At 42.2% G+C, this 23,546-nt stretch carries 32 protein-coding genes; 13 read left to right on the top strand and 19 right to left on the bottom strand.

What is annotated here, in order from left to right; genetic code table 11:
• Nucleotides 1-69: 69 nt before the first annotated feature.
• The 5 genes from N5E87_RS21885 to N5E87_RS21865 all read right to left on the bottom strand — a co-directional run bounded on the left by N5E87_RS21885 (nucleotide 70) and on the right by N5E87_RS21865 (nucleotide 2,437).
• The gene (locus N5E87_RS21885) at nucleotides 70-354 is read right to left on the bottom strand and encodes a hypothetical protein (protein WP_279775947.1); all 285 of its coding nucleotides are present in this window, start codon (nucleotides 352-354) and stop codon (nucleotides 70-72) included.
• Nucleotides 355-667: 313 nt separating this feature from the next.
• The gene (locus tag N5E87_RS21880; RefSeq protein WP_279775946.1) at nucleotides 668-1,231 is read right to left on the bottom strand and encodes a hypothetical protein; all 564 of its coding nucleotides are present in this window, start codon (nucleotides 1,229-1,231) and stop codon (nucleotides 668-670) included.
• Between the two features lie 284 nt (nucleotides 1,232-1,515).
• A complete protein-coding gene (locus N5E87_RS21875) occupies nucleotides 1,516-1,749 on the bottom strand; it encodes a hypothetical protein (protein WP_279775945.1) in 234 nt (77 codons plus the stop codon).
• Nucleotides 1,750-1,770: 21 nt separating this feature from the next.
• Complete coding sequence (locus N5E87_RS21870) at nucleotides 1,771-1,893, bottom strand: hypothetical protein (protein WP_279775943.1); 123 nt, start codon at nucleotides 1,891-1,893, stop codon at nucleotides 1,771-1,773.
• A 4-nt stretch (nucleotides 1,894-1,897) separates the two neighbouring features.
• The gene (locus N5E87_RS21865; protein ID WP_279775942.1) at nucleotides 1,898-2,437 is read right to left on the bottom strand and encodes a DUF6884 domain-containing protein; all 540 of its coding nucleotides are present in this window, start codon (nucleotides 2,435-2,437) and stop codon (nucleotides 1,898-1,900) included.
• 121 nt (nucleotides 2,438-2,558) lie between these two features.
• On the opposite strand from N5E87_RS21865, the gene N5E87_RS21860 reads away from it, so the two are divergent.
• On the top strand, nucleotides 2,559-2,930 hold the full coding sequence (locus N5E87_RS21860; RefSeq protein ID WP_279775940.1) for a hypothetical protein: 372 nt from the start codon (nucleotides 2,559-2,561) through the stop codon (nucleotides 2,928-2,930).
• A 111-nt stretch (nucleotides 2,931-3,041) separates the two neighbouring features.
• Here the strand turns inward: N5E87_RS21860 and N5E87_RS21855 are convergent, their stop codons facing one another.
• Nucleotides 3,042-3,620, bottom strand: a complete 579-nt coding sequence (locus N5E87_RS21855) for a hypothetical protein (RefSeq protein ID WP_279775939.1) — start codon at nucleotides 3,618-3,620, stop codon at nucleotides 3,042-3,044.
• Between the two features lie 546 nt (nucleotides 3,621-4,166).
• Between N5E87_RS21855 and N5E87_RS21850 the strand changes: the two genes are divergently transcribed.
• The 9 genes from N5E87_RS21850 to N5E87_RS21810 all read left to right on the top strand — a co-directional run bounded on the left by N5E87_RS21850 (nucleotide 4,167) and on the right by N5E87_RS21810 (nucleotide 13,063).
• Nucleotides 4,167-4,607, top strand: a complete 441-nt coding sequence (locus tag N5E87_RS21850) for a hypothetical protein (RefSeq protein ID WP_279775938.1) — start codon at nucleotides 4,167-4,169, stop codon at nucleotides 4,605-4,607.
• 399 nt (nucleotides 4,608-5,006) lie between these two features.
• Nucleotides 5,007-5,567: a hypothetical protein gene (locus N5E87_RS21845; RefSeq protein WP_279775937.1), complete on the top strand. Its 561-nt coding sequence runs from the start codon at nucleotides 5,007-5,009 to the stop codon at nucleotides 5,565-5,567.
• Nucleotides 5,568-5,784: 217 nt separating this feature from the next.
• On the top strand, nucleotides 5,785-6,156 hold the full coding sequence (locus tag N5E87_RS21840; RefSeq protein ID WP_279775936.1) for a WGR domain-containing protein: 372 nt from the start codon (nucleotides 5,785-5,787) through the stop codon (nucleotides 6,154-6,156).
• A gap of 171 nt (nucleotides 6,157-6,327) precedes the next feature.
• Nucleotides 6,328-6,588, top strand: coding sequence for a hypothetical protein (locus tag N5E87_RS21835; RefSeq protein WP_279775935.1), 261 nt, complete (start codon nucleotides 6,328-6,330; stop codon nucleotides 6,586-6,588).
• A 178-nt stretch (nucleotides 6,589-6,766) separates the two neighbouring features.
• Nucleotides 6,767-7,105 (top strand): hypothetical protein, encoded by a 339-nt coding sequence (locus N5E87_RS21830; protein WP_279775934.1) that lies wholly within the window; start codon nucleotides 6,767-6,769, stop codon nucleotides 7,103-7,105.
• A gap of 422 nt (nucleotides 7,106-7,527) precedes the next feature.
• On the top strand, nucleotides 7,528-7,956 hold the full coding sequence (locus N5E87_RS21825) for a hypothetical protein (RefSeq protein ID WP_279775933.1): 429 nt from the start codon (nucleotides 7,528-7,530) through the stop codon (nucleotides 7,954-7,956).
• A 250-nt stretch (nucleotides 7,957-8,206) separates the two neighbouring features.
• Nucleotides 8,207-8,686 (top strand): hypothetical protein, encoded by a 480-nt coding sequence (locus N5E87_RS21820; protein ID WP_279775932.1) that lies wholly within the window; start codon nucleotides 8,207-8,209, stop codon nucleotides 8,684-8,686.
• 456 nt (nucleotides 8,687-9,142) lie between these two features.
• On the top strand, nucleotides 9,143-10,423 hold the full coding sequence (locus N5E87_RS21815) for a PD-(D/E)XK nuclease-like domain-containing protein (RefSeq protein WP_279775931.1): 1,281 nt from the start codon (nucleotides 9,143-9,145) through the stop codon (nucleotides 10,421-10,423).
• A 234-nt stretch (nucleotides 10,424-10,657) separates the two neighbouring features.
• Nucleotides 10,658-13,063, top strand: a complete 2,406-nt coding sequence (locus N5E87_RS21810; protein ID WP_279775930.1) for an Ig-like domain-containing protein — start codon at nucleotides 10,658-10,660, stop codon at nucleotides 13,061-13,063.
• 131 nt (nucleotides 13,064-13,194) lie between these two features.
• Here N5E87_RS21810 and N5E87_RS21805 read toward each other — a convergent pair whose 3' ends face one another.
• From N5E87_RS21805 to N5E87_RS21745, 13 genes are all read right to left on the bottom strand, one after another.
• A complete protein-coding gene (locus tag N5E87_RS21805) occupies nucleotides 13,195-13,476 on the bottom strand; it encodes a hypothetical protein (protein ID WP_279775929.1) in 282 nt (93 codons plus the stop codon).
• Nucleotides 13,477-13,488: 12 nt separating this feature from the next.
• Nucleotides 13,489-13,836 (bottom strand): hypothetical protein, encoded by a 348-nt coding sequence (locus N5E87_RS21800; protein ID WP_279775928.1) that lies wholly within the window; start codon nucleotides 13,834-13,836, stop codon nucleotides 13,489-13,491.
• Between the two features lie 2 nt (nucleotides 13,837-13,838).
• A complete protein-coding gene (locus tag N5E87_RS21795) occupies nucleotides 13,839-14,174 on the bottom strand; it encodes a hypothetical protein (RefSeq protein WP_279775926.1) in 336 nt (111 codons plus the stop codon).
• A gap of 43 nt (nucleotides 14,175-14,217) precedes the next feature.
• Nucleotides 14,218-14,553, bottom strand: a complete 336-nt coding sequence (locus tag N5E87_RS21790) for a hypothetical protein (protein WP_279775925.1) — start codon at nucleotides 14,551-14,553, stop codon at nucleotides 14,218-14,220.
• Nucleotides 14,554-14,809: 256 nt separating this feature from the next.
• Complete coding sequence (locus N5E87_RS21785) at nucleotides 14,810-15,289, bottom strand: transposase (protein ID WP_259474366.1); 480 nt, start codon at nucleotides 15,287-15,289, stop codon at nucleotides 14,810-14,812.
• 27 nt (nucleotides 15,290-15,316) lie between these two features.
• On the bottom strand, nucleotides 15,317-15,550 hold the full coding sequence (locus tag N5E87_RS21780) for a hypothetical protein (RefSeq protein ID WP_259474367.1): 234 nt from the start codon (nucleotides 15,548-15,550) through the stop codon (nucleotides 15,317-15,319).
• Entirely contained in the window at nucleotides 15,543-15,791 is a 249-nt protein-coding gene (locus tag N5E87_RS21775; RefSeq protein ID WP_139122718.1) for a hypothetical protein, read from the bottom strand. The genes N5E87_RS21780 and N5E87_RS21775 overlap by 8 nt, the downstream gene beginning before the upstream one ends.
• A 79-nt stretch (nucleotides 15,792-15,870) precedes the next feature.
• Complete coding sequence (locus tag N5E87_RS21770; RefSeq protein WP_259474368.1) at nucleotides 15,871-16,290, bottom strand: helix-turn-helix domain-containing protein; 420 nt, start codon at nucleotides 16,288-16,290, stop codon at nucleotides 15,871-15,873.
• 9 nt (nucleotides 16,291-16,299) lie between these two features.
• Nucleotides 16,300-16,602, bottom strand: a complete 303-nt coding sequence (locus N5E87_RS21765; protein WP_259474369.1) for a type II toxin-antitoxin system HigB family toxin — start codon at nucleotides 16,600-16,602, stop codon at nucleotides 16,300-16,302.
• A 152-nt stretch (nucleotides 16,603-16,754) separates the two neighbouring features.
• Nucleotides 16,755-17,420: a site-specific integrase gene (locus N5E87_RS21760; RefSeq protein WP_259474370.1), complete on the bottom strand. Its 666-nt coding sequence runs from the start codon at nucleotides 17,418-17,420 to the stop codon at nucleotides 16,755-16,757.
• 136 nt (nucleotides 17,421-17,556) lie between these two features.
• Complete coding sequence (locus tag N5E87_RS21755) at nucleotides 17,557-17,874, bottom strand: hypothetical protein (protein ID WP_279775923.1); 318 nt, start codon at nucleotides 17,872-17,874, stop codon at nucleotides 17,557-17,559.
• 469 nt (nucleotides 17,875-18,343) lie between these two features.
• On the bottom strand, nucleotides 18,344-19,369 hold the full coding sequence (locus N5E87_RS21750; protein ID WP_279775921.1) for a RepB family plasmid replication initiator protein: 1,026 nt from the start codon (nucleotides 19,367-19,369) through the stop codon (nucleotides 18,344-18,346).
• 698 nt (nucleotides 19,370-20,067) lie between these two features.
• The gene (locus tag N5E87_RS21745) at nucleotides 20,068-21,045 is read right to left on the bottom strand and encodes a hypothetical protein (protein WP_279775920.1); all 978 of its coding nucleotides are present in this window, start codon (nucleotides 21,043-21,045) and stop codon (nucleotides 20,068-20,070) included.
• A gap of 252 nt (nucleotides 21,046-21,297) precedes the next feature.
• Between N5E87_RS21745 and dnaN the strand changes: the two genes are divergently transcribed.
• From dnaN to N5E87_RS21730, 3 genes are all read left to right on the top strand, one after another.
• On the top strand, nucleotides 21,298-22,431 hold the full coding sequence (dnaN, locus tag N5E87_RS21740) for a DNA polymerase III subunit beta (RefSeq protein ID WP_279775919.1): 1,134 nt from the start codon (nucleotides 21,298-21,300) through the stop codon (nucleotides 22,429-22,431).
• A 2-nt stretch (nucleotides 22,432-22,433) separates the two neighbouring features.
• Nucleotides 22,434-22,742 carry a hypothetical protein gene (locus N5E87_RS21735; protein WP_279775918.1) on the top strand — a complete coding sequence of 103 codons (309 nt, stop codon included), beginning with the start codon at nucleotides 22,434-22,436 and terminating at the stop codon, nucleotides 22,740-22,742.
• A 102-nt stretch (nucleotides 22,743-22,844) separates the two neighbouring features.
• A complete protein-coding gene (locus N5E87_RS21730) occupies nucleotides 22,845-23,456 on the top strand; it encodes a hypothetical protein (protein WP_279775917.1) in 612 nt (203 codons plus the stop codon).
• The last annotated feature ends 90 nt before the right edge of the window (nucleotides 23,457-23,546 follow it).

The raw sequence follows: 23,546 nt of genomic DNA, 5'->3' as shown, positions 1-23,546 counted from the left end.
AAATAGAGGGATCAAAATGATCCCTCAACAACTACTCCCAGAATAATTCAGGGGCACGTGGTCAGTTTATCAATCCAAACCTTCAATCTTACACTTCAGTTTGTTATCACCAATAAAAGTCACCTTGTCACCTCGGGTTCCCCTATCGAATGCAAATTCAGTAGTTCCACTGGGATAATGGCTAACAGTAACAAATTCACCTGCGTCTTCAATTTTCTGCCAATTGCCATTATCACTCAAACAAAAGAGCTCACAACGCTGGGTGCTACATTTAAATTTCTTTACTATTGGAGATTCATCAGCCAAGGTTGTAAAGCTCAGCCCAACAAAAAATAACCCTAACAAATACTTCATACTATTTTGCCCTTCTCACGGTGAGTTTAAAAATTCAAAATATCGGTCAAAATTGTCGCAAATAAAAATTCGCGCACTCTATTAACTTATCATACATTTATGATAATCTTAAGTCAGGTCATAGTTATCGGTGAACAATACTATGACCGTTAGCCCTCATATGAGGGCTTTCCTTTTGAGTTTAAATCAAAGCTGTTTGGTCTTTGCCAAATATTGATTTTATAGAAATGTTATTTAATAAAAATAATCAGCAAAAGGTATGAAATGAATCTTACTCTTTGGGGTTCGGCATAAGCTAGATTGTTCCAGAATATTAATCTGTCTGGGCTTCAAGTGTTGCAAATGAATCAATTGTGCAAAGTTCCCCATCAAATGGATTATTGAGCGTTTCATTTGGGAAGAAAAGTTTTAAGCCCTCGAGTGTTGACCTCCCTTGTAAGTAAGCTTCAAATATCCGCATTCCCTCTTTAGCGCCAAAGGCCACAAATCCCGCGTAATCCTGAGCAACAAGCATCCGTAGCGTGTTTATTTGGTGCGGTTTTGTTGCTCTGCGAGCATCACTAATACAGCGATAGCACTCGAACGGTTTCTTGAACTCAATAAACAGCCCGTTGTAACCATGTCGAGGCATCATAAACTGAGTGTCAGGCCAACCAGCTTTCTGCCCCTCCGCGCACAACCTCCAGCGTTCACCCTTTTTGCGAAACCCCCCATTCGGAGTCGCTGCGGTCAAATTGTAATACTGGGGATAATTGTCAAATACTTCTGCAAAAAAGAGTGTTTGCTCATAGTGCTCTCGGTCTTTATCGATAAGAACAGGATTTCTCTCCATGCGCAGGATTTCTTTTCGGTGAGGATTTATTGGTTCATTGTTCAACCTCAACTCCGACCTAAACTGTTTTAGAGATACCGACCCACCAGCCTTCTGACCAAGACCTTCATTTCCGACCGTAACTCGACTAAACCCAGTGCATCGACTGCTAGCTATACCATTTCTGCCACTTCCATATGTTGACTGAGCCAATAGCTCCTGGCGCTCTTTAACCGTCAGTACTGCCACTCTATAGATTCCTCGTTGTCTTCTTTTGTATGCTTCACCCAAATCAGAATTTTGTGGATATGGATTTGAGTATGGATTGTTGGCCTCAGGCAGGCTCTTTGTTACGCAGTAGCAATTTTTTCAAGTTTACCCATGTCGAAAGGCTTATCTTTTTCGTATGTATATGAAATTGCGCCGGCGTTGGAAACATCTACATACTCAATATGCTTCATGCCACTACGCAATTTGAATTGAATGGAAACTGACATTCCTGAATATAACTCGGCAAGCTTAGCAACCAGCTCAGGCCCACTACCGCACTGTATGTTTTTTCCAAAATTTTTTATTAAGAACATTGACTTACTACCATCCATTATTTAGCGCAGACTTTTTGCCTTGATCACTTCTTCAAGAGTATCTCGGCGCTCCTGATTTTTACTGAAATCCACATCATCGATAAAAGTTTGCTTAAGTTGCCGATATAACTGATTAAACAACACATTATCAATCCCGCAAGCAAGTCTGAATTACCCCACCTTGCATCGAATAAAGCATCTGCCGCTGTTTTGAAGAGGACATTCCTGCATACGGCTGCTTAACCACTGATCCACAAAGAGATAGCTCGGTCATCGCGATACTGAAAGTTTCTGATTCCCCAACGAGTACAAAAGTTGTGGTTTTGAGAATATTCTCCCGCCACTCGAATTGTGAGAGTCCCGCGGGTTGTTGAAGACAAAATGACATTATCAAAGTGTTCGCAACTACATTCTTTTGCAAAGCTCTCTCTAAGCGGTGTGCCTTTTCGGCGTCCCCCATCAGATCTGGATCGTATGGCGCCAACATAGCGTCTGGCCATACTAGTCCGTGCATATCAGAGAGTATTAACCAGTTCGCCTTATTTTTAATCAAGTGATCTTTATGTGATTTAAATAATGGAGAGCTATACAAATCCCTTGCAGGTAGCGCCTTTGCGCCTCTATTTTGGGTGGCAGTTCCTGCGACTACATAAACACATGAATTTTCGACCATGGCACCTTCTTTCATCTAGTTCAAAATTTAACGTAATACATTCATAAAGGGAACTAAAAGGTCAATCTGTAGTAATCTTGAGCATTGTGAATTACACTCTCGCCTCTCGAAAGGGCGTAAGCAGACAATCTTAAGTATGAATAAACTAAACTTCCCAATTTCAACTCAAATACTAATCCCATGCGGCAACAATGTATCAGTTAGGCTGATGTTTGCTTCCGCTGAATACTTGCCTAATAGTATACCTCCCAAGCCCAAACACACGCTACAAATTGACGGCGTAAGACTTGATATTATACGGAGCAATGAACAGTCTGACTGGCCGCGCTATGACATCATTGCTGACACGTCTGGAGGTTGTCATTTAGCGTTAGATATCAACTTTATGGGTAAGAGTTTCCGTGTAGATGAGCCAAGTAAAGTATTTTTGCAGGGGGATGAGTTATGTTTGGATCTAGAAGCTGGAAACAAAAGAGCAATTTCAGTCTGGATTGAACCCACTCGATAAAACTTTGAGCCGCCAAAGGATGGCAGCTCAAATTATTCCAACGATCCTATGAATTCACCCAGCCCTTCCACAACTCAGACATTTTCGAACTCGCATGGCATATTTTGGAGTTTAATCTTTGATTTGAGCCCATGTTTCATCTGTACAATTGACCCGAAACCCAATCTCCTTAGCCTGCTCAACAGTTACTTCCAAAACTCGGCTTGAATCTATAAATCCTGGCCTATGTACAGGTCGCCATTGTAACTTGCCATCTGGTTGAATACTTGCCACTTCAAGAGTCGCTGTAGCTACAGGTAACTCTTGGTCTACAGTGCCGAACCATTCTTCTGGATTGCTACTCGCACTCTTAGCTCTGTCCAGAAGACGCTTAATTATCTTTGGTTTTGCCTTACAACGTGGGCGAAGCAAAGACCATGGCAACACTTCTACCTCCACAACCTCAGAATCAAACACTAAACGGTAAAGGCCTTGTCCGTGCATTTCCATTTCTTCTAATGTCATAATCCGAGAGTCACCAGATCCTGGCATTATTCCAACTTTCAAAGCTGAATTTTCAAAGACCGGATTCTTTGACAACCAAGCAATCGGCTTCTCTGGGAACTTCGGCTTAATAGGGCTCGTCCGAATAACACCACTTGCAAAGATGCTTTCAAGTTTTATTCCTAATGTGTAGTGAAACAATTTCATAGTTTTCCCTCATTAACAAAATATTTAAGCAATTAAAACACCACAATTAGAACGCGCAATAGCTGCTGCGGCATTGCGCGATTAATAGCAGGTGATGTAATAGATCTGAATTCAAAGTTTGGAGAATTCGCAATTGATTATTGTTAAGAGAGCTAATGTGAAATATGCAATCAAAGGCATTAGTTACTCTGTGCGGGTAGATAATAAAAATGAAAATCTTTGTGGCATTTAGCCCAGTAACACTGCTTTTCTTATTGGTTATGCGGCTGACTCTATCTATTTAGATTTACATAAGAACCTTAAGGAGGAAGCAATATGTCATCTTTCCATCAACGCAAAGCCAGAAGGTCCGAATACTACTTCCGATTTGTTTTCGGGTGGCGCCAACGCCCCTGCTCCTCATGTGCAGGGGCCGGCAAATATGACAGCCATGGTTCGCCCTATTGCGGTGCTTGCGATGGTTCAGGTAGAGAGCTGTTCCGGGGCCCAAAGGCAATGCAGCCATGATAGAGCTGTTCAATAAAAACCGAATTTTTAGAGAGTTATATGAAATATATCCCACTACACCATCAAGTTAGAGCATTGTCAGCTGGTACAATCTGCTCAATTTCTCATGATGAAGTCATCTTTTCTCAGCTGGACTGCTGCAATTATGATGTCAGCGAGCGCATCCACAATGCGTTTTCCTTGTATGTCCAAAGCTCAGAGTTAGATGTGCATACCTGGCAACAAGCTTGGCGTTTATTTTTAGAGTACTCACAGTCAAGCGCCGCAGTCACCCGTATGCGTGAGTTGCTCACTTACAAAGGGTTTACCTGTATATCATCCGGTGAAACTGACAAATGGAAAGACCCAAATGGAAATCTTGCTATGCTTGATGTCAGCACTGGAGTGATGGCCTGCCTCGGTGTCACTGAGCCATTTGTAATTCAGAAGTTTTTTTTCTATGAAAAGTCAAAATGTACTGCGGCATTTTTCAAGATATAGACAGCAAAGAGTTTCTACTTATAAGAGCTAGCTGAGCGCTGGCTCTGATTTTCATAAGGAACTTCAATCCCAGCAATGACTGAATCATAAGGTTTTGAACAACATATACTTGTAAAGCACACCAAGCTATCTCTGGCCAAGAGAGTCCTTTTCGTAAAGAAAGGTCTGCACACAAGTCCACTATGACTCCACAGGGCGTTTTCTAGTCTTCATCATTGATCTGCTGCACCACAACAATGAGTTCCGCCCGACTCCTCAAAAGTCATGTAAAGCACTTTTCAAAATGGCACTTAGTCACACTAAGTTGCCTGAAAAGTTTTACTGAACTTCAAAAGCAGGTCTTGCGCATTCAATTCGCTGTGAGAGATTTGGTGTAAAACAACCATACAAGAAAGAATTATGAAAGCACTTGCTATATTTAGTCGCACTGACCATAAAAAGAATCTCTACCTACTTCCGGTTATAGTTGAAGTCACTAAATGTCCACTTAGTGATGATTTTGATAGTTATGACTACATTGGGAGAGCATGGCAAGCAATGGTGGATGTTGGCGAAACAGATCCTCAAAGACTTGTCCCTGCAAACAGTACGCATCCACAATTGGACTTCATAACAACGTTCATACCTGGCATCAATGTGAACAAATGGGCAAAGGTGGATTGCTCGTTAAAATCACGTATTGTTGATTCGTTAGTAGCTGACTTGTACACCAAGGAATCGTTCATAGGCCATACAAAGCTAAAGCTGCCTGAGAGCGTTTCATTCACACTTCACAGAGCAAAAAACTCAACTGACATTGAAGTCTGCTTATCTTGCCAGTCTACGCCACTAGACATCATCAAAATGCTCATAACAGCAAGAGACCAATACATTAGCTTTATCCGCGGAGAGCGGTACTCCCTCGCGAAAAGCGCATCCGTGTTAACTAAATTCGTTACTCAGGCGTTCAAGGTGGTCTAAATATGCTGACTTACAACTTGCTCGCCGAGCTTCCTTTGCAGGCCTTAAAACAACGCAAAATTAGCGTGATGCTTGCTCCTTCTTCACCAGTAGTGTTCACCGCAGTCTTATTTCATCATCAATGAAGTTCAATAAAAACTCTCAAATTGGGTCTTGTGCGATTAGTCCTAAATGAGACTCTATTTAGAGTAAATATCATCTGGTAAGGGAAAGTTATATGTCAGATAAACTGTTACACGAGTGGCGTTTGGAGCACAGAAACCCTGCATCAAACAAAAATAAGTTTTACGAAATTATGATCTACGCAAGGGGCGGCAAGTTCTGTGTAACTCGTAGATTTGGGCGTATCGGTAGTAACACTAAGCCAAAAGATGTGGCTGAATTTGAGCGGTATGAATCTGCTGAGGTTAAAGCTCAAGAGCTTGTAAGCGCAAAGCAGTTTAGCAATCGTGATCGATATACCCCTGTCAGTGATATTCGATACAACCAGCCGACCGCGAACCAGATAATGCCAGTTCAAACGGTTGCATCAACCATTCCAAAAGTGCCTGATGCCACATTCTGGTCTGGCATGGTGTTGTCAGCATAGTTGAATGGTTGATAAAGCGCTTCATGTCGCTTTTCTTCATAATTTTTTATGACCTTTACACCATCGCCCAGAAAGTTGGTTGAACCTATTAATGGCTTGGCGTGCGGTCACCTCTAGGATGCTGCTACTAGTTTGTAGCGTGAGTCCATATAAGTTACGGAGCAATTTGAAATGTTAAGAAAAATCAAACGCAATGAAGCCTATGGCATTCTTCGGAAGCTAGACGAAATCCCTTGCATAAATGAAGAGGAATTGAAGGCTTCTGAAAAATTATCGCACCTTTCGGCAGGGCGTCTCGTGGACCAAATTCAATCGTATGCAGAAAGCGAGTTTCAAACATTAGAACTGAATCGTCGTTGTCGAGCAGCAGGCCTCAAATTCTTCTTTGACGCAGGCCAACGAATTCAGTTTAAAAAAGATGTTGGGGAATAACTTGATGTATAGGGTATAGACCGTCCCGGTTTCGGGGGTATTCATCATTCGTAATTTAGGTGTCCATCAACAACTGGTAGACCCTAATTAAGGTTCGGTCGAAGTGGCTGAAGTAAAGGACGCTACTCACCTGATGTGGCGCCAAGTTCGAGCGAAGTCAATTACAGGGTAATTCATCATGCTAGAAAAAATCTTCGTAGACAAAAGTGGCTATCTTTGGTTCAAGACAGCAAACAGGTCGGTATGGTTTGACCATCCAGATCCAAGTAGAGCAAAAGGTGCTCGGACTGATTTAGGCGGTTCTCCTCAGCTCGGAGGAGACCTGCTTCATGGGGTTTTAATCCAGGAAATGTCATCTCAACTAGCTCTTATAATAGCTAAAGCGATTTTGGAAATGAAGCTACCAGACTACTTACAAAACACTCTCAAAAAGCAATTAGAGAAGGTATGGGAATACGTTCGGGGCGAGTTCAATTCGATATCACAAGTATTCAATCAAGCTATTGATTCTAGATGAATATCGAACATGACCTTGGTCATTGAATGTAAGGTAATGCTCCTTATGATTTGTCATAGGCTGTTAGCGGACAGTGAGGATACGGTACTGTGTCACCTTTATCTTCAGGTTTCCCAAGCACCACAATTACAAGGGATGAAACCCTCCTCAAATAGAGATAGCAACACCACACCTACGCATTCAATACTTTGCGTTACATTTAACATTTATTAAGTATAATGGTGTGATCATGTACAGGGCATATATCGCAAGCAGTATTGCTTTCAGGGTGGGCAATGGAAGTAACTAAATGTATTTTGTTGCCAGAGTATTGCGGGTTGTTGAGACTTAACAATTTAAATTTTCAGGCCATGGGCAAACCTTCGAACTGGGAAGTGTCCAAAGGATTAGCTTCATTTCGGCTAGAAGAGTGAGGAGTAACATTGAAGAATTATCGATGCATAGCAGCAATGTTGTACTTGAGTATTGTAGTTACAGGGCTGCTTCTGAACCTGCTGAAGTTCTGGGTTTTGGTTCCATTCGTTGTGACTATGATTGCTGGGCATTTCTTTGCTTATAAATCAGGCGATGCTGAAAAATGCTACTTCAACCATCTTCGAACAACATCCGCAATCAGCATCAGCTTCTTCGTTGCAAACTTTCTGCTATTGTATCTAGCCATTTATATTGATTTTCAACTAGGTCTTTTCCTACCTGAACATCAAATTATCGTCGAAAATCCTGGGCTTTTCATGCAGCTTTCCAATAACCTAAAATACCTCTTCGGCTTACTTTGCATCGGTATACTTGGTTTTATAGGGCTAAGGTCATATCAGTGCCTGCTGGCTATCATAAAGCAAAAGCCATTATGAAATAAACAAAGGGCGCTTATGCACTCTTTTAATTTTCGTAACTTCAAGACCATGACCACCAGCTAGCATCAGTTAATGTGCACCACTATAGGGCCAGATTGTGTGGTCCATCAAACAATCAATTTGCCCCCCTCCCCTAGTCACGAAACAACAAGAATTTGCATACCACTACTTTTTAAATCCCTATTGCGGGAAATGAAACATCGTTAAGGATTGAAATATCTAAATCAGAGAAAGTTAAGGGCAGCAAATGAACCAAAATGCGTTTTCGCAATTACTACAAGCAAAATTTGAAAGCTATAGTGAAATCCCGGCCGATGTCCAAATCCAATTTCTGTATTTATTCTCTACAGGCGGAATCGACATGTTCGATGATTCAGAATCTGATCAACATGTAATTGAGTGGCTCAAAGAGTATGGGCTTTATGAAGTACTTAGCCCTGAGATTACCAGTGAAGGGGTAACTTTATCGCTTAAGGATCCTAACCATCATCAAATCGACATTGTACGTTTGTTTGATGGTAAGGCGTGCTTGTTCGTAAATAACTATCAGGTTGGGCAGTGGGAGGGTGATGAGGTATATGATTTTGCAGAAAGATTATCTGCATCATTAGAAAACACTCTAATCGCTTCCCATGAGTTGAACGAAAAAGATCTTACAGCTTTGGGTGTTAACTTGGAATTTTGGAACTATGACGACGTAACGGTTTGGCTTAGTAAAAAAGGTTAGTAATGCAGCCGTGGCGAGGGTAGCCTCGCCTATTCATTAAATTATCAATTCACGACAATTTGAGGGAATAACTAAGATGCAATTAACTACATAGTTTCAATCACCTACCTACCGAAGTCGTAACCTGCCACTGAAATCGTTTTGCATCAGCGTTATTGTTCAACAGACAGAATTGAACATGATTTGCCATTATGAGCCGAATAGGGTTCTATGATTAAATCGATTTTCACTTTAATCCTGTCAGTTTCCGAATTTTTCCTGTATCCAAGACTTAGAGTTCAATCAAAGCTCTGTACATCTGTTATTGAGTAACACAGTAATTTGTCCGCAATAATCACCAGAACTTGTCACACCAACCTGATTCAAATTGCACTTCAAATTTACTATTGCGGGTTCCAATATTCGAAGTTTAATAGATTTTGAGTTTAGTGAATTTCAAAAACGAGTGAGGTTAAGATGATAGGTTCAGGTTTATTTTTAAGTGATGACGTGTTTACACCTGAGCACTTTCAAGCTGTGGAGGAGTACTTGAAGCAAGAGTCAAGTCTTCCTGCCCCGACTTCTACGGGCGGCCTATTTTTTACTGATCATGATATTGAAATTGCGAAAGTAAACGAGAACCTTCCATTTAGAATAACTCCTGCATATGACACAAACGGTAAGCCGAATTTCATTGATGCAAACAGCAACCTTATTTGTGGTATATATTCTGGTTTAGAGAACGAGGTTTATCACTCTCTTCCCGCTATAAGTTCAAGTAAGCTTAAGAAATTTGCCAAGTCTCCAGCACATTACAAACGTGCCTATATCGACAAAATAGATCGCAAACGTCTAGCTAAGTCAACTGAACGTACCTTTGATGCAGGAACATATGGTCACGAACTAGTACTTGAACCTGAGGGCTTCTATAACAGATATTTCCGTTTATTGAACGCATCCGAGCACCAAGACTGCCTTCACACAACTGAGGAACTGAAAGATAAGTGTAAAGAGCTAGGTTTGCCTTTATCGGGAACTAAATCGGCACTAGCCGAACGCATCACTCAAGCAGATCCAACGGTTAAAATTTTCGATGTTATCCAGAAAAACCACATCATCGCAAATGCAGGTAAAAAAGCCCTATTGAAGGCAATTGATGTGATTGACTCATCTTCTGGCAGGCCAAACCTGATTGATACCCTTAAGCATGAGGAGGTTAAACCACTACTGCTTAAAATCCCTATTGACCCTATTGTCTGGGATGACGCACACCGTGTATGCAAGACTATACGTGAACACGAATGGGCAAACGAGATCCTCCAAGATGGATTTGCTGAGTTGTCAGTTATTGCTCTATGTCCAGAAACGGGGTTGATGTTGAAAGTTAGATTCGACTGGCTAAACCGAAATGGCGTACCTGCTGACGTCAAAACGTCTCGTAGTGCAAACCCAATCATGGCCTCTTATCAGTTTGGCGACCTAGGCTATGATTTACAAGCTTACATGTACACCTATGTAGGTCGACTGGCAGGGATCCCCTGCCCTGAAAAAGTGTTTCCCTTTGTCACCTGTGAATATCTAGAGGCTGATATTTGTGAAGTGTTCGAGTTGTGTGATGAAGATTGGGATATAGCTCAAAACAACTTCCATCGTCACATCGCAAACCTTAAAGATTCATTGGATAACGATGATTGGCCTGGGTATACCCGTAGAAACGGTTCCACGTTACTGAGACTGCCCAAAAGAGGGCGCATTTAGTCCTTAGCGCCTAGCGCACAAACCCCGAATTCCACTTGAAAGTGACAATCGGTCTTTAAATGTGCTTAATTATTTAGTTCGTTAAGCTTCACAGGAACAAAGCGCGAGTTCCTTATCAGACCATATCCATCTAGTGCTAGGCTATTATCTACCCTCAAATAACCCCAATTAATTACCACGCAGCAGGGAAAACCTCTTTAGTATCGAGACATACGCTTAAGAGGAATTCCCCCTATGACGAAGATAATCAAAACTGCCGTTACTTTGATGGCCGCCTCAATTGGTGCCCCTTATGCACATTCAGAGGTCCTGTCAGTCAAGTTCACCGACGTTAATAATGTCAGTGCTGAACACCCAGTTTCAAAGAAATACATCAACCCCACTTCGGATATTACTTTGCAAGTTTCAGGGGGCCTTGATCGACGTTTAGTTGTCAAAATGAATACCGGTTCGGGCATTACTACTCAAACATTCACCAGTGAAGTTATTGGCGTTAATGACCGGATCTCAGCGTTAGGCCGCGACTACTATGGAAAGACTTTTACTTTTGCCAAACTAAGAGATGGTACTTTTGAGATTGTTGCCGAAATATTAGACCTGTCAGGGAATGTTGTTCAGACCGATAACTACCCGCTGATAGTAGATACAACTCCTCCTACTATAGGCGACCCCGAAGCTAATAGTTATGGAGGTTTGGACGGATACAATCTGCCGCCAGACACGTGGTATACAGGCTACTATAACTTGAACAAATACTACGCTTCTAACGTTGCCGACGATAACTCTGGCATTGACCATGTAAACGCGATTATTAGCGAGGGCTCACAAGTACACAAACACGCTAAAGCAATATTCGACGCCCAAGCGAAGCAAGCGCATATTGGCCATGGTAGCAGTTGGTTTCCACTTGGTGATAACGCCACAAGAATTTTCGGTCTCCAGTTTGAAGTTGTCGACAAAGCGGGAAATAAAGGGTACTCCAAAACTCAACAGACTTACTTCGATTCAGTAGGTGGTAGCGAAGAGTTGTTCGCAGTATATGACCCAGATTCAACCTCTGTAATGGGTGGGCAGAGAGGGTATGTTCCATACGTGGCTGGTATGGAAGTAAAAACGAACCCGATCAATATCATGTACCGAATTCCTAGATCAGATTATGTCGATTTCTCTAATGGCGGCATTGAAGCAATCGGGGCATCATCAATCCTCAAGGAGGTCGACTCTAATTACGTATATGCAATTTACTCACGCCCGTACGGTTTTACGGACGGAAACTACGTTAGGTTTACTGATCGCCGAGCATGGATGACTGACGGTATTCAATACAACTTGAAACTGGCTGCCGGGGCGCCTATAGCACCCGTTCGTAATGGATACCTATACCAATATTCAGACATTGGTTGGAGTAGCTGGGCGCGTCAAGTTAATGTTAATGAACTTCCATTAAAAGTCCTCGCATCCAAAGGTATCGCTGAGGTTCGTCCTTATGATCAGGTATTCAGTCACATGGGTAGTTGCATTATCCCAGCAGGAGAATCGGAATGCACAATCTCTTATAATCCACCCAAAGAGTTGAAAGAAGGAACCTTTGGAAATTTGCATGATGTCGCTAATTTCAACAACATGGATGGTAGCTTATACAGCCTTCCAGGCTGGGCAAGCGTACACTGGAATGGGTCACAAATTCCCTCTATCACCAAAACTGAATGGGATCCGACTACCAAGAAAGTGACAGTGTTTGCCCACCAGCCAAATCGGGGGTATTACTTCGATGCGATTCGGATAACAGATGCGTACTTAGAGTCTAATGGAGTTCGCTTACCCGCCACCCGAACCAAGTGGGAAGAAAATGCAGAAAACTTCAAGTTTGAGTTTGATTTAACCCCCGTGCCAGAAGGTCAATACGACGTTATTGCCATCGTAGAAGAGAACCATAAGAACTTAGCTCAGGCGGCGGTAATATCGTTCTCTAATGACTCAACCCCCCCAAGCATAACATTGTCATACAAGGACAAGCCGATTGGTGACATAATCCAAGGAATTTCTGGGCTTACTGTCACAGCAAAGGATATCTCCGCCATGAAGCTTTTAGATGCTCAGCTGACTGGTGGTCCCGCAAGTGACTCAGTATTCTTAGCCTTCAGTAAAGTAAGCGAAGAAAGTTGGAAACTAGAGCAACCGCGGATTTTCCCAGCTCTGCTGGATAATGAGGTGTACACACTCACGGTAAGGGTTAAAGATGAGTTTGATAACATCGGCAAAGCAAAAGTCAATTTCAAATATACACCTGATAATTGGGTAAAACTCGTGGGCTTAAAAACGCTGTCTGTTAACGCTAAACTCCTATTCAGAAATGACCTGCCTGTTGCGCTGGTCACCTCATCGGAACTACGCACTGACTCTGGGAACCTCGCAACAGGCATGCAAGATGCAACTGTTACTCTACGTAAAGATGCACCGTATTCTGTGATTATTGAAGGTCATACTATTGCTCCCGGGGAAACGAAGAACATCCAGTTTGATTTGGACGAACAGGGTGGAAAACTCTTCCTGCCGGTTTATCCAGCTTCAAACGTCACTGAAGGTAATGCAGACTTCATGATTGAAATACCTCAACTCAAATCAATTTACGATAAATAGAATGAATTAGGGGGCTTAGTGTTATACCTTGTCTAAGGTAATGTATAATGCTAATACCCCTATATGTTGTGTATTTCGGATCCCAAGCGGCTACTACATATAGTGCTTGTGGCCGTTACCGAATTTCCGCCCTATGATTTAAATCTGTTTTCAGCCCAATCCCACGCTTGTTCTGAGTCGATTTCCTCTTCGTGCGACCAGCCGTTAAGCCACTCTTCACACCCCAAATCATCACTCCCGTAGGGGTTTTCATCCGGCGTTTTATGTGTGAGATAAGCTTCTCGCCCCTGGTCAAAGGGAAGTCGTTCTGACATACAAGAAACTACGTTCTTCCCAAGCTTACTCATGCAAAGCTTGAACAATTCAGTGTCACCTTTAGGGTCAAATACAACTAATGTAGGTTTGCTTTTCACAAATTTTCCGCTCTATTGGTTCACCCGAAGCGAAGACCACTTATCAAGCAAAGTCGTGATCTTGTCTTTCACATCAACACCAATCCGCGCCAACCACACAGACGGTTGAAAATCGCCACCTTCAACACCAAGCAAAACGTTATTCGCGTGAGCGCGATTAGTACCATCGAGATTCACTAGCTCAATAGCACTAAATTTAAACCATTGATCTGCTTCAAGGCTTAAGATGATCAGCGCCGCAGTTTTAGCGGAGCTAGAACCATGTTCTAACGCCATATCAATAAGCGCCAGAGCAGACATAGCTCTTGGCTTGTGGGTTTCGGCCTCGGCCATTTCCTTTCTGTACTGTTCAATGCCCATTCTTAGTAGTTCCTACTTTCCGGCAAACAAAAACCCTCATAGTTCAAACTATCAGGATACCAATCTTCGTTTATTATACAGTGGATGATATTCATCATTTCAGGTTTGATTGATAACAACATAATTGCCGCGTCGGTTTGGTAGCACCCAAAACCACCGCATGTTTGAGTTGCCAAAATCCAATCATCTGCATTAGATGGGACTTGTTTTGTTGCCGCTAAGACTAATGTAGGCTCGGCACTATCAACATTTGGATTATCAAAGGCAACCCACATTTTCTTGCCTGAAATTTCCGAAATTTTTCGTCCCTCATAACCTTTAGCTGAATAGTAAGACATATATTTTTCCACTCGTTCTAATTAGTATCCGCTCTTTAATTATCTATATTGGCATAGAAGGCCAAACTTCATCGAAACTTGGCATATTAAGTGATGCTCTCTCTTCCATTCCTAGCTGATAATACTCAAGCCAAAGCGCATGGGGCCAACCACTGAGAAAATGCTCATTGAAGAAGTTCTGATTTTCACCAACAATATTTTGGACACGATCATTATTTCCATATCGTTTAGCCTCACGTTTGATAAATTCACGTAATTCTTGTTCAAGGACAGAGGTAAAATCATCTTCATGCTTACCTGACCAAGATGGAGTGCCAAACGTATTACAATGATGTTCTGGCGCTGTTGTAGCAGTACCAAATGTACCTATATATCCCATACGAATTACTCTTAAATTTCCGTTAATTGACTGTGTTAATTGGTTCTAGTAGTTTTCATGTGCAAGACAACGAGTAGAAGCCCTAACGTCAATTCCGCTACAATTAAAAAAAATTGAATTGGAAACGCAAGACCATCAAACTCTGAGCGAAACCTAACTAAGAAGTAGCCAGCCAGTATCGACAGTACAGTTAAAAGAATTGAGTATTTTGCATTGAATAACTTCTCTAGCATTTGGACTTTCCGTTACTGTTAAGTTACTTATTCCGACCAATAGGGAGTGACACTATAATCAGCAGCAGTACACCTGCTGGATACCATAGGGAAAATACTGCAAAGGCGTCAATTATAGGCAACTCAGGAACCGAAGGAAGTATGGAGGTCAGTATCATTAACCCAAATACAGTGCTAATTATACGCAGCACATAGGGCCTAACACGTAATGCATAACCATCATCCCTTGCAGCTTGATAGTAACTTCGCAAATCACGCCCTGAAATAGCTTGCAGTTGCCGTTCCGATAACGCATCAGTCCAACCGAACCATCGTTTAAACATCGACCAGCGCAATAATTCAGGCGTCAAAAGGATCATTGATACTACGATAACAACCCCCCATGCAATGACAGACCCAACATCTATTCTCGCGGATTTGTCGATCACAGTAGCCAAAATAACAGGAGATGTAAGCGACCAAATTAGTGCAATTTGCTGACTTAGGGTTAATTTCAAGGTCATGCCTAGATTCCGTTGTTATTTATGGTGCTATTTTAGCGCTCGTATAGCGCCGATGATCGGTGCTAACAAAATAGGTGGAACTAAAATAATTGGGTGAAAGAGATCGCCCAAGCTCATTTGTCCGTCAGTTAAGAACAACGCAAGTCCAACCATGGCTAGAAACCCGATTAATGCAGTTTGCAAGGCATTACGCCAGAAAACATGCTTATCAAACCTTAATCGTTCATCATCAATATTCAATTCTGAATTTCCGCTATTCATTTTCATTTTCAATGAGCAATGCGCAGTTAATAAGCATGTTAGCAATTGCTCTGCATTCAGTCGCTGTCAGATCAACACCTTGAGAGTTCTCAATGTCATCACTATTTGGCTTCAAGCACTCGATATTGAGCCTTGCGAGTCCCTTTAATGAATCTTCAGCAGTCACTTTATAGCCAAATTCTTGGTTACGTTCTTGGCTGGTGATATCACCAACATATATAAACTGAGAAATAATACCCACAATAGCCACCATATTTTGTGTTTTATGAGCGGTAGGAACCACAACATTTTGTGATTGTGGCCGTGTCCGATTTTCCGAGTTAAAAAAATACCGCTGGATTTACGCCGAAGCGCTGAGCCAGCTTAGAAATGTGTTCTTTGGTCAGGTTCTTTTTTCCAGCCAATACCTGCGACACCATACTTTTTTTGCCGATTTCAGCTTCAAAGTCTGTGGTATTCAGTCCGTTCTGATCCATCAGCACTTTTAACGTGGCAACTGCTGGATCAAGTTCAGCCTGTCTACTGTTGAACATATCGAACCGAAGTGATTCATCCTCATAACGCGCTATAACGTTGCTCAGGGCTTCAATAACCACGAGATTCGCGTCATAGTCATCTAACAGTTCTTCCATCAGTTCAAGTGCTTGCTGATGTTCTGCTGCGTTGCTAATGCCAGCCAGCAAAGGCACATTCGACATAATGTTACCCGCCAGTTTTGTTAATTCGGCTACAGCTAACATTGGAGCCTCCTATTTTCTATACTTCTTACAAAGCGCATCGTACTCACTGTGGGAAACGATATGCTTTACATAAATCCGATTGTGTACGAACTCGATAAACGCCAGCATTCTTAAGTTATTGCCGCCGATGTCGATAATCCACCACTTATCCTTGTACTTAAAATTGTCCAATGAACCAAAAACCGCCCTAAGCTCTTGTGGGGTTTTAAAGTCACCACGTTTTAGCACGTTGTATGTGCTTTCAATCGCTGAGGCATCGTTTGGAAACTTCTTAATTGCATCAGCAAAAGGCTTTCTTGATATTACGTGCATTTACACTCCGTTTACTATAGGTAAACCTTATCAAATATGGTCATGGTTTACAATGGGTAAACCAGTTAAGTTGAACTTTTCTAGTTAAACTCGGGTAATGTCTTCGTAAACCGTTAACCAACACTAGCTGGAATTCCATCACATATAGCAATTTAGATCCATTCGATTGAGCACATTTGCTTGATTCTGGATTGCTGGATCACAACATAATCAATAGTCGTTTCGGCGCTGGCGTGTCCAAGTATTCGCGCCACATTCTCAATTGGCACGCCGCTTAAAACAGCATTTGTACACAACGACTTACGTCCAGTGTGTGACGAGGCTGATGGTAGACCACATTTCTTATAAATCTCGCGCATAGCCTGTTCTAGCGAGTCACAAGCCCAATATTCCCGTATCTCGCCCGAGTCGAGTATTCGCGGCTTAGGTTGTAGCGAATATGGAGCACCGCGAACCGTGTAGAGAAAGCGCGATGTAGGGAGTAGCCCTTGGTAATCAGCACAGCCAGATACGCCCCACTTTTTTACTAAGCGATACTCAATCCATTCTTGGATAATGGTTCTCGATGTTTTATTGGTAAGCCAGATTGTACGGGGCTTCAAAAATTTGCAGATGTTTGCTGGCAGGTTGACTTCATCCCGAATTTTGCCATTAGCAAACAGAATATGCTCAGTTTTGAGTAGTGCCATTTCGGTAACGCGCAAAGCGGCATGAGAAAGCACAACAGCACAGCGTTTACCTTGGCAGTGCGGCATGAGTTGGCAGGTTTTCAGGACTCGTTGAATTTGTGCGGGGGTTAGTGCGTCAGCGCGGCTCATTGTCTGTATTTCCCTTGTTTGTTGGAATATGCAGACAATGCGATTAATTCACTGCCTAACCAGTGTAACACAGCACCAGAGCAGGCTTTCACGGAAAGCAAAAACGCCCCGAAGGGCGTTTTATAGTTAAAGGGCTTTAAAACTGTTGATCAACCTTTGCTCTCAGTTCAGATGCAATTGCTTTTACTTGCGCTTCCTTGTCCTTCGGAATAGTAGAACCATTCAGCGATGAATCCCAAAAGCTGATGACCCCTTCCTCATCCTCATCATATTCACGGTTACTTAAAGCTTCTTTTTCTCGATGCTTAATCTCTATTGCTTGCTTAATAGCCGACCCACGAGGCTCATCGTTTAGTGCGACTAATTTAGCGGCTTCTTTTGCAACTGAATTAATATCTGCATCGCGAGCTTCTTGCTCTGCGTTTTCAACTTCCAAATCCGAACCAATCCCCATCCCATACCTCGACTAAAAATATAAGAAACTCAATGCCGCACTAAGGATATATACCGCGCTAAATATCGATAAGCAACATATTGAAAGACTTTTAGCCTAAATCCATCGTTTCCGAGTTCAACCAACCTACGGCCAAGCAACAAAAAAGCGGAACCCCTGTAGGAGTTCCGCTTTCTCATTTCGCAAACTGCCTATTCGGCAGGTAAACAACTTTTTTCTGAGTGATCTCATTGAGATTATTTTCAGCTGCCTATTCGGCAGGAACCAGCAGATAATTTATACGCTTGCTAGGGCTAAATTTCAACCCTCTACGTTAATCCATCGTTTCCGAGTTCGGCCAACCTGGGGCTACATGCCACGGGAAACAATGCTTTCACTAATTAACTTCACCACTTTTTTGCCACGGTTTAGATCAATTTTGTGTATTTTACATCTTAACTTACAGGCCATAATTCCTGCGAACTTAGCTTTAAGAGTGGAGAGACACACGGCTTAATAGTGATTGCTTTAAAATGTCTGAAGGAGATTCGCCCCTAACTCGCTGATAGCTGATCATAAAGTCCAACGCCCACTCCATAGACGGGGCCGCGCTCTCTTCATTAAACGTGTCAAGGTAAACGAGTCCCATTTCAACAAACACATCTTCTTCATGTTGTTCTTTAACTGGAGGCTTTGATAGATCAACATAATCCTCACAATCAAGGCCACGCTCTTCCTTGGGTTCAGATTTCTCCATCCATTTAAAGGTTATCGAAACAACAGAATTTTTACGGCCATCTTTCGATGAATTTTCGGTATAGGTTACCGCCAAATCAGTTTTGTTACTGATCTCCTCAACAGCAGGGATTAGAAACCGCCGCCGAAAATCACTCATACGGCAATAGGAAGCAGGTAGTTCGTATCGTTCTATTAGCCAATTAATGCCAAAATTAACGCACTGTTCCTTTGACCGATCGCCACCAGCCCTTTCGTTATTCCTGCGTTTTAAAGTTACCCATTGCCTTAATGACTCATATAATCGCATTGAATAAGGATTATTCAATTTCGCCGCATTATGAAGGAAATAGCCAGTGTATTTCTTATCTGCCCGAATCAAATCAACCAATTCAGCGTTAAAGCTTAAAAGTGTGGTACCGCGCTTTGGCCTGACACTACGTTTAGTTGTCCAACTAAGGCCATCAAGCGCCTTCTCTCCGTCATCACCGTCCTCACTTGGCACGTAGAATACAATCTCTCGCTTGTTGAGAGCTGCGGAAGCCTTCGATATGTCGCGGCTGACGTTTTTATGCTTTTCGTCAAAGTATGAAGCATATTCAGAATGCTGGATTACTACATCAAATCGCCCCCGTTCTTCTTTCACATTATTATTTAGGATCTTGTCTAGAGCTAGATAAACAAGGCGCTTTTCATTACGGGACAAAGTGTACGCTGCCGTCGTCAGTGCATTGGACTGACGTAGGTAAACCTTACTGTTATCTACTTCCACTAATGACATTAATTCTATTACCCAAAGCGTGACGCCACAAAACAGGCGGTCACGATTTTAAGCGATCGCGACCTAATATCAAGAACTATACGCAATTCTTTGAACTCGAAAGCATGCATAGCAGTTACTTAAACAATTATGACAAGTCGAAGCAGGTCAATTTGTTCAGATTTGAATCCAGTTTCGCTGACTCAATTTCCTAATAAATTAGAAGCGAAGTAGATTGCCAAATCTGATGTGGATAACCGAGTAAATATCCCTTCAATCTGTCACGAATTACTCTTCAAATCGTCACTTGTTCAACCAAATTTCCCTTCATCCTGTCACGAAATCCCTTCAAACTGTCACGATTAGATCTCTGAGAGCCTTTGTGCAACTGGGCTAAAGCGATCTTAATAAGGATCTTAAAAAAGAATATATTAAAAGGATCTTATAATAAGTAGGTATGGATATGTGGATAACTCCGCTTCGCCTAAGTTACCCACATACCCACACCGCAAAGCTATGGTCATGGTGGACAGACAAGCTGCCCACATGGCCATAGCAGAAGGGACAAGTTTTTTTATTTTTTAAAAGGAAAACCCCGCCAGGAACGCAGGGTATGAATGGTTCAAAATGTAAGTAATTTATTTGATCTTGTTGATCGCTTTTGCCTAACCTGTAGATCCATCACGAGAAAATGCACCCTCAGGGCTCTCAGGCGCCTTCTACTGGCTTAACGCAGATAATTGACCACGTAGTATCTCAGACTCAGACTCAGCCTTAAACTGGGCCTCTGATGCAGCAAATAGGCGATCCATTGACTTCTGAAGTTGCTCAGCTTGCTGTGCGTTTTGCCGTACAAGTAATTCATTTCGATTCTCATGACAGATAATTCGCTTGTTTAAGTCCTTTATTTCCCCTTTCTGTTCAGACACTTTTGCCATAAACTTTTCTAACTTCTTGGCATCAGGAGACTGTGAGGCAGTAAGTTCAACTACTCGGGCTTCAAGTTCTGTGACCTGACTGCATGAATTCGCGAATTTTTTTTGTAGTTCATTAGAACTATTGGTGGCTATACCACACTCAGTTCTCAATGTTGTTATCTCTCCAATAAGGCCATTAATTTCTACCTTTGACTGAGTTAGGGAGTTTTGAAGATTAATAGCCTTGGCGCTCAACAACTTCATTGTATGTTCATGAGCAACTTTTAAATCTGTCATTGCTTTTTCATTAGTTTTATTAAGTAAATCTAACGATTCTTTAAAGGTTATTTCCTTGGATTGACCTTGTCTCTCTGAATCACTCAACTGTTGAAGTAAGCTTTGAATCTGCTGTTCATATTTGCCAACTATTAATAATGCATCCGCGAGTTGTGATTGTAGGTTATCTTTCGCCCCCTCCTCTTCGATCCTAACCTTCTCTACTTCAATTTGAATATTTTCAAATATACGAGGCCACATCGAACCTACAGAGTTGGTTAAACTATCTATGAAAACCTTGAACCATTCTGGCTGTTCAGCAACAACAAAGGCACCAAACCTTGCTTTATATGCATCAAGCCATTCAGCGCATTCGGAGTAATCACTTCCTTCAACGGTTGCATGTAGTTCACTTACTTTGACATTCGCCAGTTGCACACCGTCATTCATTTTACCCACAACAAAATCTTCAAACTGACGTTCTAAACTACTATTAACTTCCATAATCCCAACAAATACTTAACGCTAATTTTTGAACTCGCAATTATACAATGCAACCCTCGAGCAGAAAATCATTCCACCAATAAATATCAACAACTAACCTCACACCGTAAGGCCAAAATCTCAAAAGGCTGAAATTTAATAATTTAAAAAATGTTCTTACTTTAGGGTTGCGGGATTTGGAATGTAGGCGAATATAGAACTACCAAACGGGCTACCAACCCAAACAGAAATTTTTGCTGTGGAGGCAAACACATGGAACTTATCGCTGAGAATTGTCAAGCATTACTAGATTTCATTGGACACGCTTGTAACAACGCAGATAGTCGTCAAACAGGTATCAACTCATTTGACTTCGTTTCTATCGAAAATAATGGTCGAACACTGTCAATCACAGGCAGCAATGGCGTACAGTCATTCACTCGCCTATGTCTAACTGATTCTGTGCAAGCTCATGGTGAGGGTCATATATGTGTGGATGCTAGCAAACTATTCCAAGTGGTTCGCACTCTCCCTAAAGGTCTGCCAGTCAAACTTAAAATGCTCAAGGATAAAGACCGAGCGGTTCTTTCTTCTGGCCGCTCTCGACTTCAACTAAAAACCATCGACCCTAGCAACTTCCCTAAAGTTGACATTTTGGACGATACAGCTACTCGCTTTACCGTTCCTGCAATCAACTTATTGGGGCTGCTTAACGATGCTGCATATGCTGCTGGAAAAAACGATTCTCGCATGTACTTAAACTCGGTTTATCTACAGGTTAAGAATAATATGCTGTATGCAATCGCAAGTGATGGGCACCGCTTGTCAGCAAACAAACACCCAATTGACGGGTCAGCAACAGATATGCAAATCCTGCTACCAATAAATGCTGTTCAAGTGTTCTCTCGACTGTCAGAAAGTCATGACACCATTGAAGTAGCTTTTACAGACTCTCGTGCTGAGTTTAACTGGGGCGGTCTTGTTTACCGAACGGCTTTAGTAGATTCAAAATACCCTGATGTTATGAAGCTTATGCCTACAACCTGCGCTAGCAAAATTCTTACTAACCGCATTGAATTTATTGAGTCTCTCAAACGACTTCTCGTGATGGTTTCAGGCGAAAGGTTCCCAAAAATCAAGTTGACGTATGAAAATGAACAAATGAAGTTTCAAACCATCATCACCGATGAAGAAGACGGATTGGGTGAAGATGTAGTGACAGGGAAGCTAAGCGGCGACCCGATTACGTACGAATTTGGAGTTAACCCAAAATACCTTCTTGATGCTCTAAGCCACATGCATACAGAAGAAGTAGAATTACTGTTTAACAATGCTAACAGCCCATGCAGCATCGTACCTATTAATAACAAATTTTCTCGCGCTATTATTATGCCTGTCAGAGTGTAGCTATGATTGAATTTTCACTAACTGGCGACTATTGGGTCGCCACACATAAAGGGATAACGATAGAGCTATCCAGTAAATGCATAACGCTGATTAACGTCAATCACAGCACAGAAGCGGTGATCCGTTTCCCGAAGAAAATCCAAGATGTTGCAGACCTTTCATTTTTCCCTAGCAAATCTACAGCACGTTGCGCCATTATCTTGCCTGTCGAACTGGGTCAGCTGGAGTTAGCAGATATAGGCATGTCATTAGTTCTCAGGCAATTTGACACTGCAGGCGCTCAAGTTCAGACGGTCACAGCACATATCTAGTTCTCGCAACCAAGGCTGCTTAAAATTCTAAGCAGCCGTTTTGAAACCACCTCATTATGAGTGTATTATTACGCCCACACTTTCAATAATAGGCGTATTGATATGATCGAAACTGTGGCGTTTATGCCAATAAGGGATGCTAAGAAGCTCACTCCGTCATCCGACACAGCTCTAATTTCCATACATGACGCAGGTGAAGGCGCACCTAAGCTAGTTCCCAGTACAGGTTGGGGGTATTACGACCACATAGGGTTTGATGATGCAGCTTATTCAATCGAGCAGATAGAAGACCATGGCGCAGAGTTTTGGGATTACTACGACGGATGCGCCCGAAAGGTACACGGGCTAAGAATTAAACTGATGTTTAAAGAGATCCACAACAACCCTGAAATTCGCCATATCAAGATTCACTGTGATTCTGGTCGTTCTCGGTCAGCTGCGGTAGCAAAATACTACGCGGAAGAGCATAACCTAGAGCTTGAAGGTGATACCAGCTACGCTAATTCCCTTATTTACCGATTGTTACGAGATCCTAGTTACTTCGATGAGGCACTTGAAAAGCATGTCATTAAGAATAACAAAGCTAATGGCTCAAACGCAGAGCGTCCATTCATTCCTGACGGCTGGGTAGACCGATTGCAATACATCCTTTCATTTAAATGGGTTGATGGCATTCTTGAGAGGTTATTCGGCAAGCCGATAAGCAAGGATTAACGGCTTAGGTTGGGAGTGTATTGCAGTTACATTCTGTGACTACCCCCGCCCCGTTCTAAATAGTCGGCTAGAAATGTACGTAGTCAACAG

The organism is Shewanella sp. GD03713, assembly GCF_029843705.1.
Taxonomy (GTDB): Bacteria; Pseudomonadota; Gammaproteobacteria; order Enterobacterales; family Shewanellaceae; genus Shewanella.
Note: the sequence above shows the minus strand (reverse complement) of the source record. Positions and strands in the feature narration are given on the sequence as shown.

Bases quoted from the DNA above. Each gene is read 5' to 3' on its own strand.
- N5E87_RS21800 (WP_279775928.1), bottom strand. From the start codon at position 13,836: ATGGGCATTGAACAGTACAGAAAGGAAATGGCCGAGGCCGAAACCCAC.
- N5E87_RS21735 (WP_279775918.1), top strand. From the start codon at position 22,434: ATGATTGAATTTTCACTAACTGGCGACTATTGGGTCGCCACACATAAA.
- N5E87_RS21770 (WP_259474368.1), bottom strand. From the start codon at position 16,290: ATGTTAGCTGTAGCCGAATTAACAAAACTGGCGGGTAACATTATGTCG.
- N5E87_RS21750 (WP_279775921.1), bottom strand. From the start codon at position 19,369: ATGTCATTAGTGGAAGTAGATAACAGTAAGGTTTACCTACGTCAGTCC.
- N5E87_RS21850 (WP_279775938.1), top strand. From the start codon at position 4,167: ATGAAATATATCCCACTACACCATCAAGTTAGAGCATTGTCAGCTGGT.
- N5E87_RS21820 (WP_279775932.1), top strand. From the start codon at position 8,207: ATGAACCAAAATGCGTTTTCGCAATTACTACAAGCAAAATTTGAAAGC.
- dnaN (WP_279775919.1), top strand. From the start codon at position 21,298: ATGGAACTTATCGCTGAGAATTGTCAAGCATTACTAGATTTCATTGGA.
- N5E87_RS21785 (WP_259474366.1), bottom strand. From the start codon at position 15,289: ATGACCTTGAAATTAACCCTAAGTCAGCAAATTGCACTAATTTGGTCG.
- N5E87_RS21830 (WP_279775934.1), top strand. From the start codon at position 6,767: ATGCTAGAAAAAATCTTCGTAGACAAAAGTGGCTATCTTTGGTTCAAG.
- N5E87_RS21760 (WP_259474370.1), bottom strand. From the start codon at position 17,420: ATGAGCCGCGCTGACGCACTAACCCCCGCACAAATTCAACGAGTCCTG.
- N5E87_RS21860 (WP_279775940.1), top strand. From the start codon at position 2,559: ATGAATAAACTAAACTTCCCAATTTCAACTCAAATACTAATCCCATGC.
- N5E87_RS21795 (WP_279775926.1), bottom strand. From the start codon at position 14,174: ATGTCTTACTATTCAGCTAAAGGTTATGAGGGACGAAAAATTTCGGAA.
- N5E87_RS21875 (WP_279775945.1), bottom strand. From the start codon at position 1,749: ATGTTCTTAATAAAAAATTTTGGAAAAAACATACAGTGCGGTAGTGGG.
- N5E87_RS21865 (WP_279775942.1), bottom strand. From the start codon at position 2,437: ATGAAAGAAGGTGCCATGGTCGAAAATTCATGTGTTTATGTAGTCGCA.
- N5E87_RS21840 (WP_279775936.1), top strand. From the start codon at position 5,785: ATGTCAGATAAACTGTTACACGAGTGGCGTTTGGAGCACAGAAACCCT.
- N5E87_RS21730 (WP_279775917.1), top strand. From the start codon at position 22,845: ATGATCGAAACTGTGGCGTTTATGCCAATAAGGGATGCTAAGAAGCTC.
- N5E87_RS21780 (WP_259474367.1), bottom strand. From the start codon at position 15,550: ATGAATAGCGGAAATTCAGAATTGAATATTGATGATGAACGATTAAGG.
- N5E87_RS21790 (WP_279775925.1), bottom strand. From the start codon at position 14,553: ATGGGATATATAGGTACATTTGGTACTGCTACAACAGCGCCAGAACAT.
- N5E87_RS21810 (WP_279775930.1), top strand. From the start codon at position 10,658: ATGACGAAGATAATCAAAACTGCCGTTACTTTGATGGCCGCCTCAATT.
- N5E87_RS21845 (WP_279775937.1), top strand. From the start codon at position 5,007: ATGAAAGCACTTGCTATATTTAGTCGCACTGACCATAAAAAGAATCTC.
- N5E87_RS21755 (WP_279775923.1), bottom strand. From the start codon at position 17,874: ATGGGGATTGGTTCGGATTTGGAAGTTGAAAACGCAGAGCAAGAAGCT.
- N5E87_RS21765 (WP_259474369.1), bottom strand. From the start codon at position 16,602: ATGCACGTAATATCAAGAAAGCCTTTTGCTGATGCAATTAAGAAGTTT.
- N5E87_RS21835 (WP_279775935.1), top strand. From the start codon at position 6,328: ATGTTAAGAAAAATCAAACGCAATGAAGCCTATGGCATTCTTCGGAAG.
- N5E87_RS21885 (WP_279775947.1), bottom strand. From the start codon at position 354: ATGAAGTATTTGTTAGGGTTATTTTTTGTTGGGCTGAGCTTTACAACC.
- N5E87_RS21855 (WP_279775939.1), bottom strand. From the start codon at position 3,620: ATGAAATTGTTTCACTACACATTAGGAATAAAACTTGAAAGCATCTTT.
- N5E87_RS21745 (WP_279775920.1), bottom strand. From the start codon at position 21,045: ATGGAAGTTAATAGTAGTTTAGAACGTCAGTTTGAAGATTTTGTTGTG.
- N5E87_RS21815 (WP_279775931.1), top strand. From the start codon at position 9,143: ATGATAGGTTCAGGTTTATTTTTAAGTGATGACGTGTTTACACCTGAG.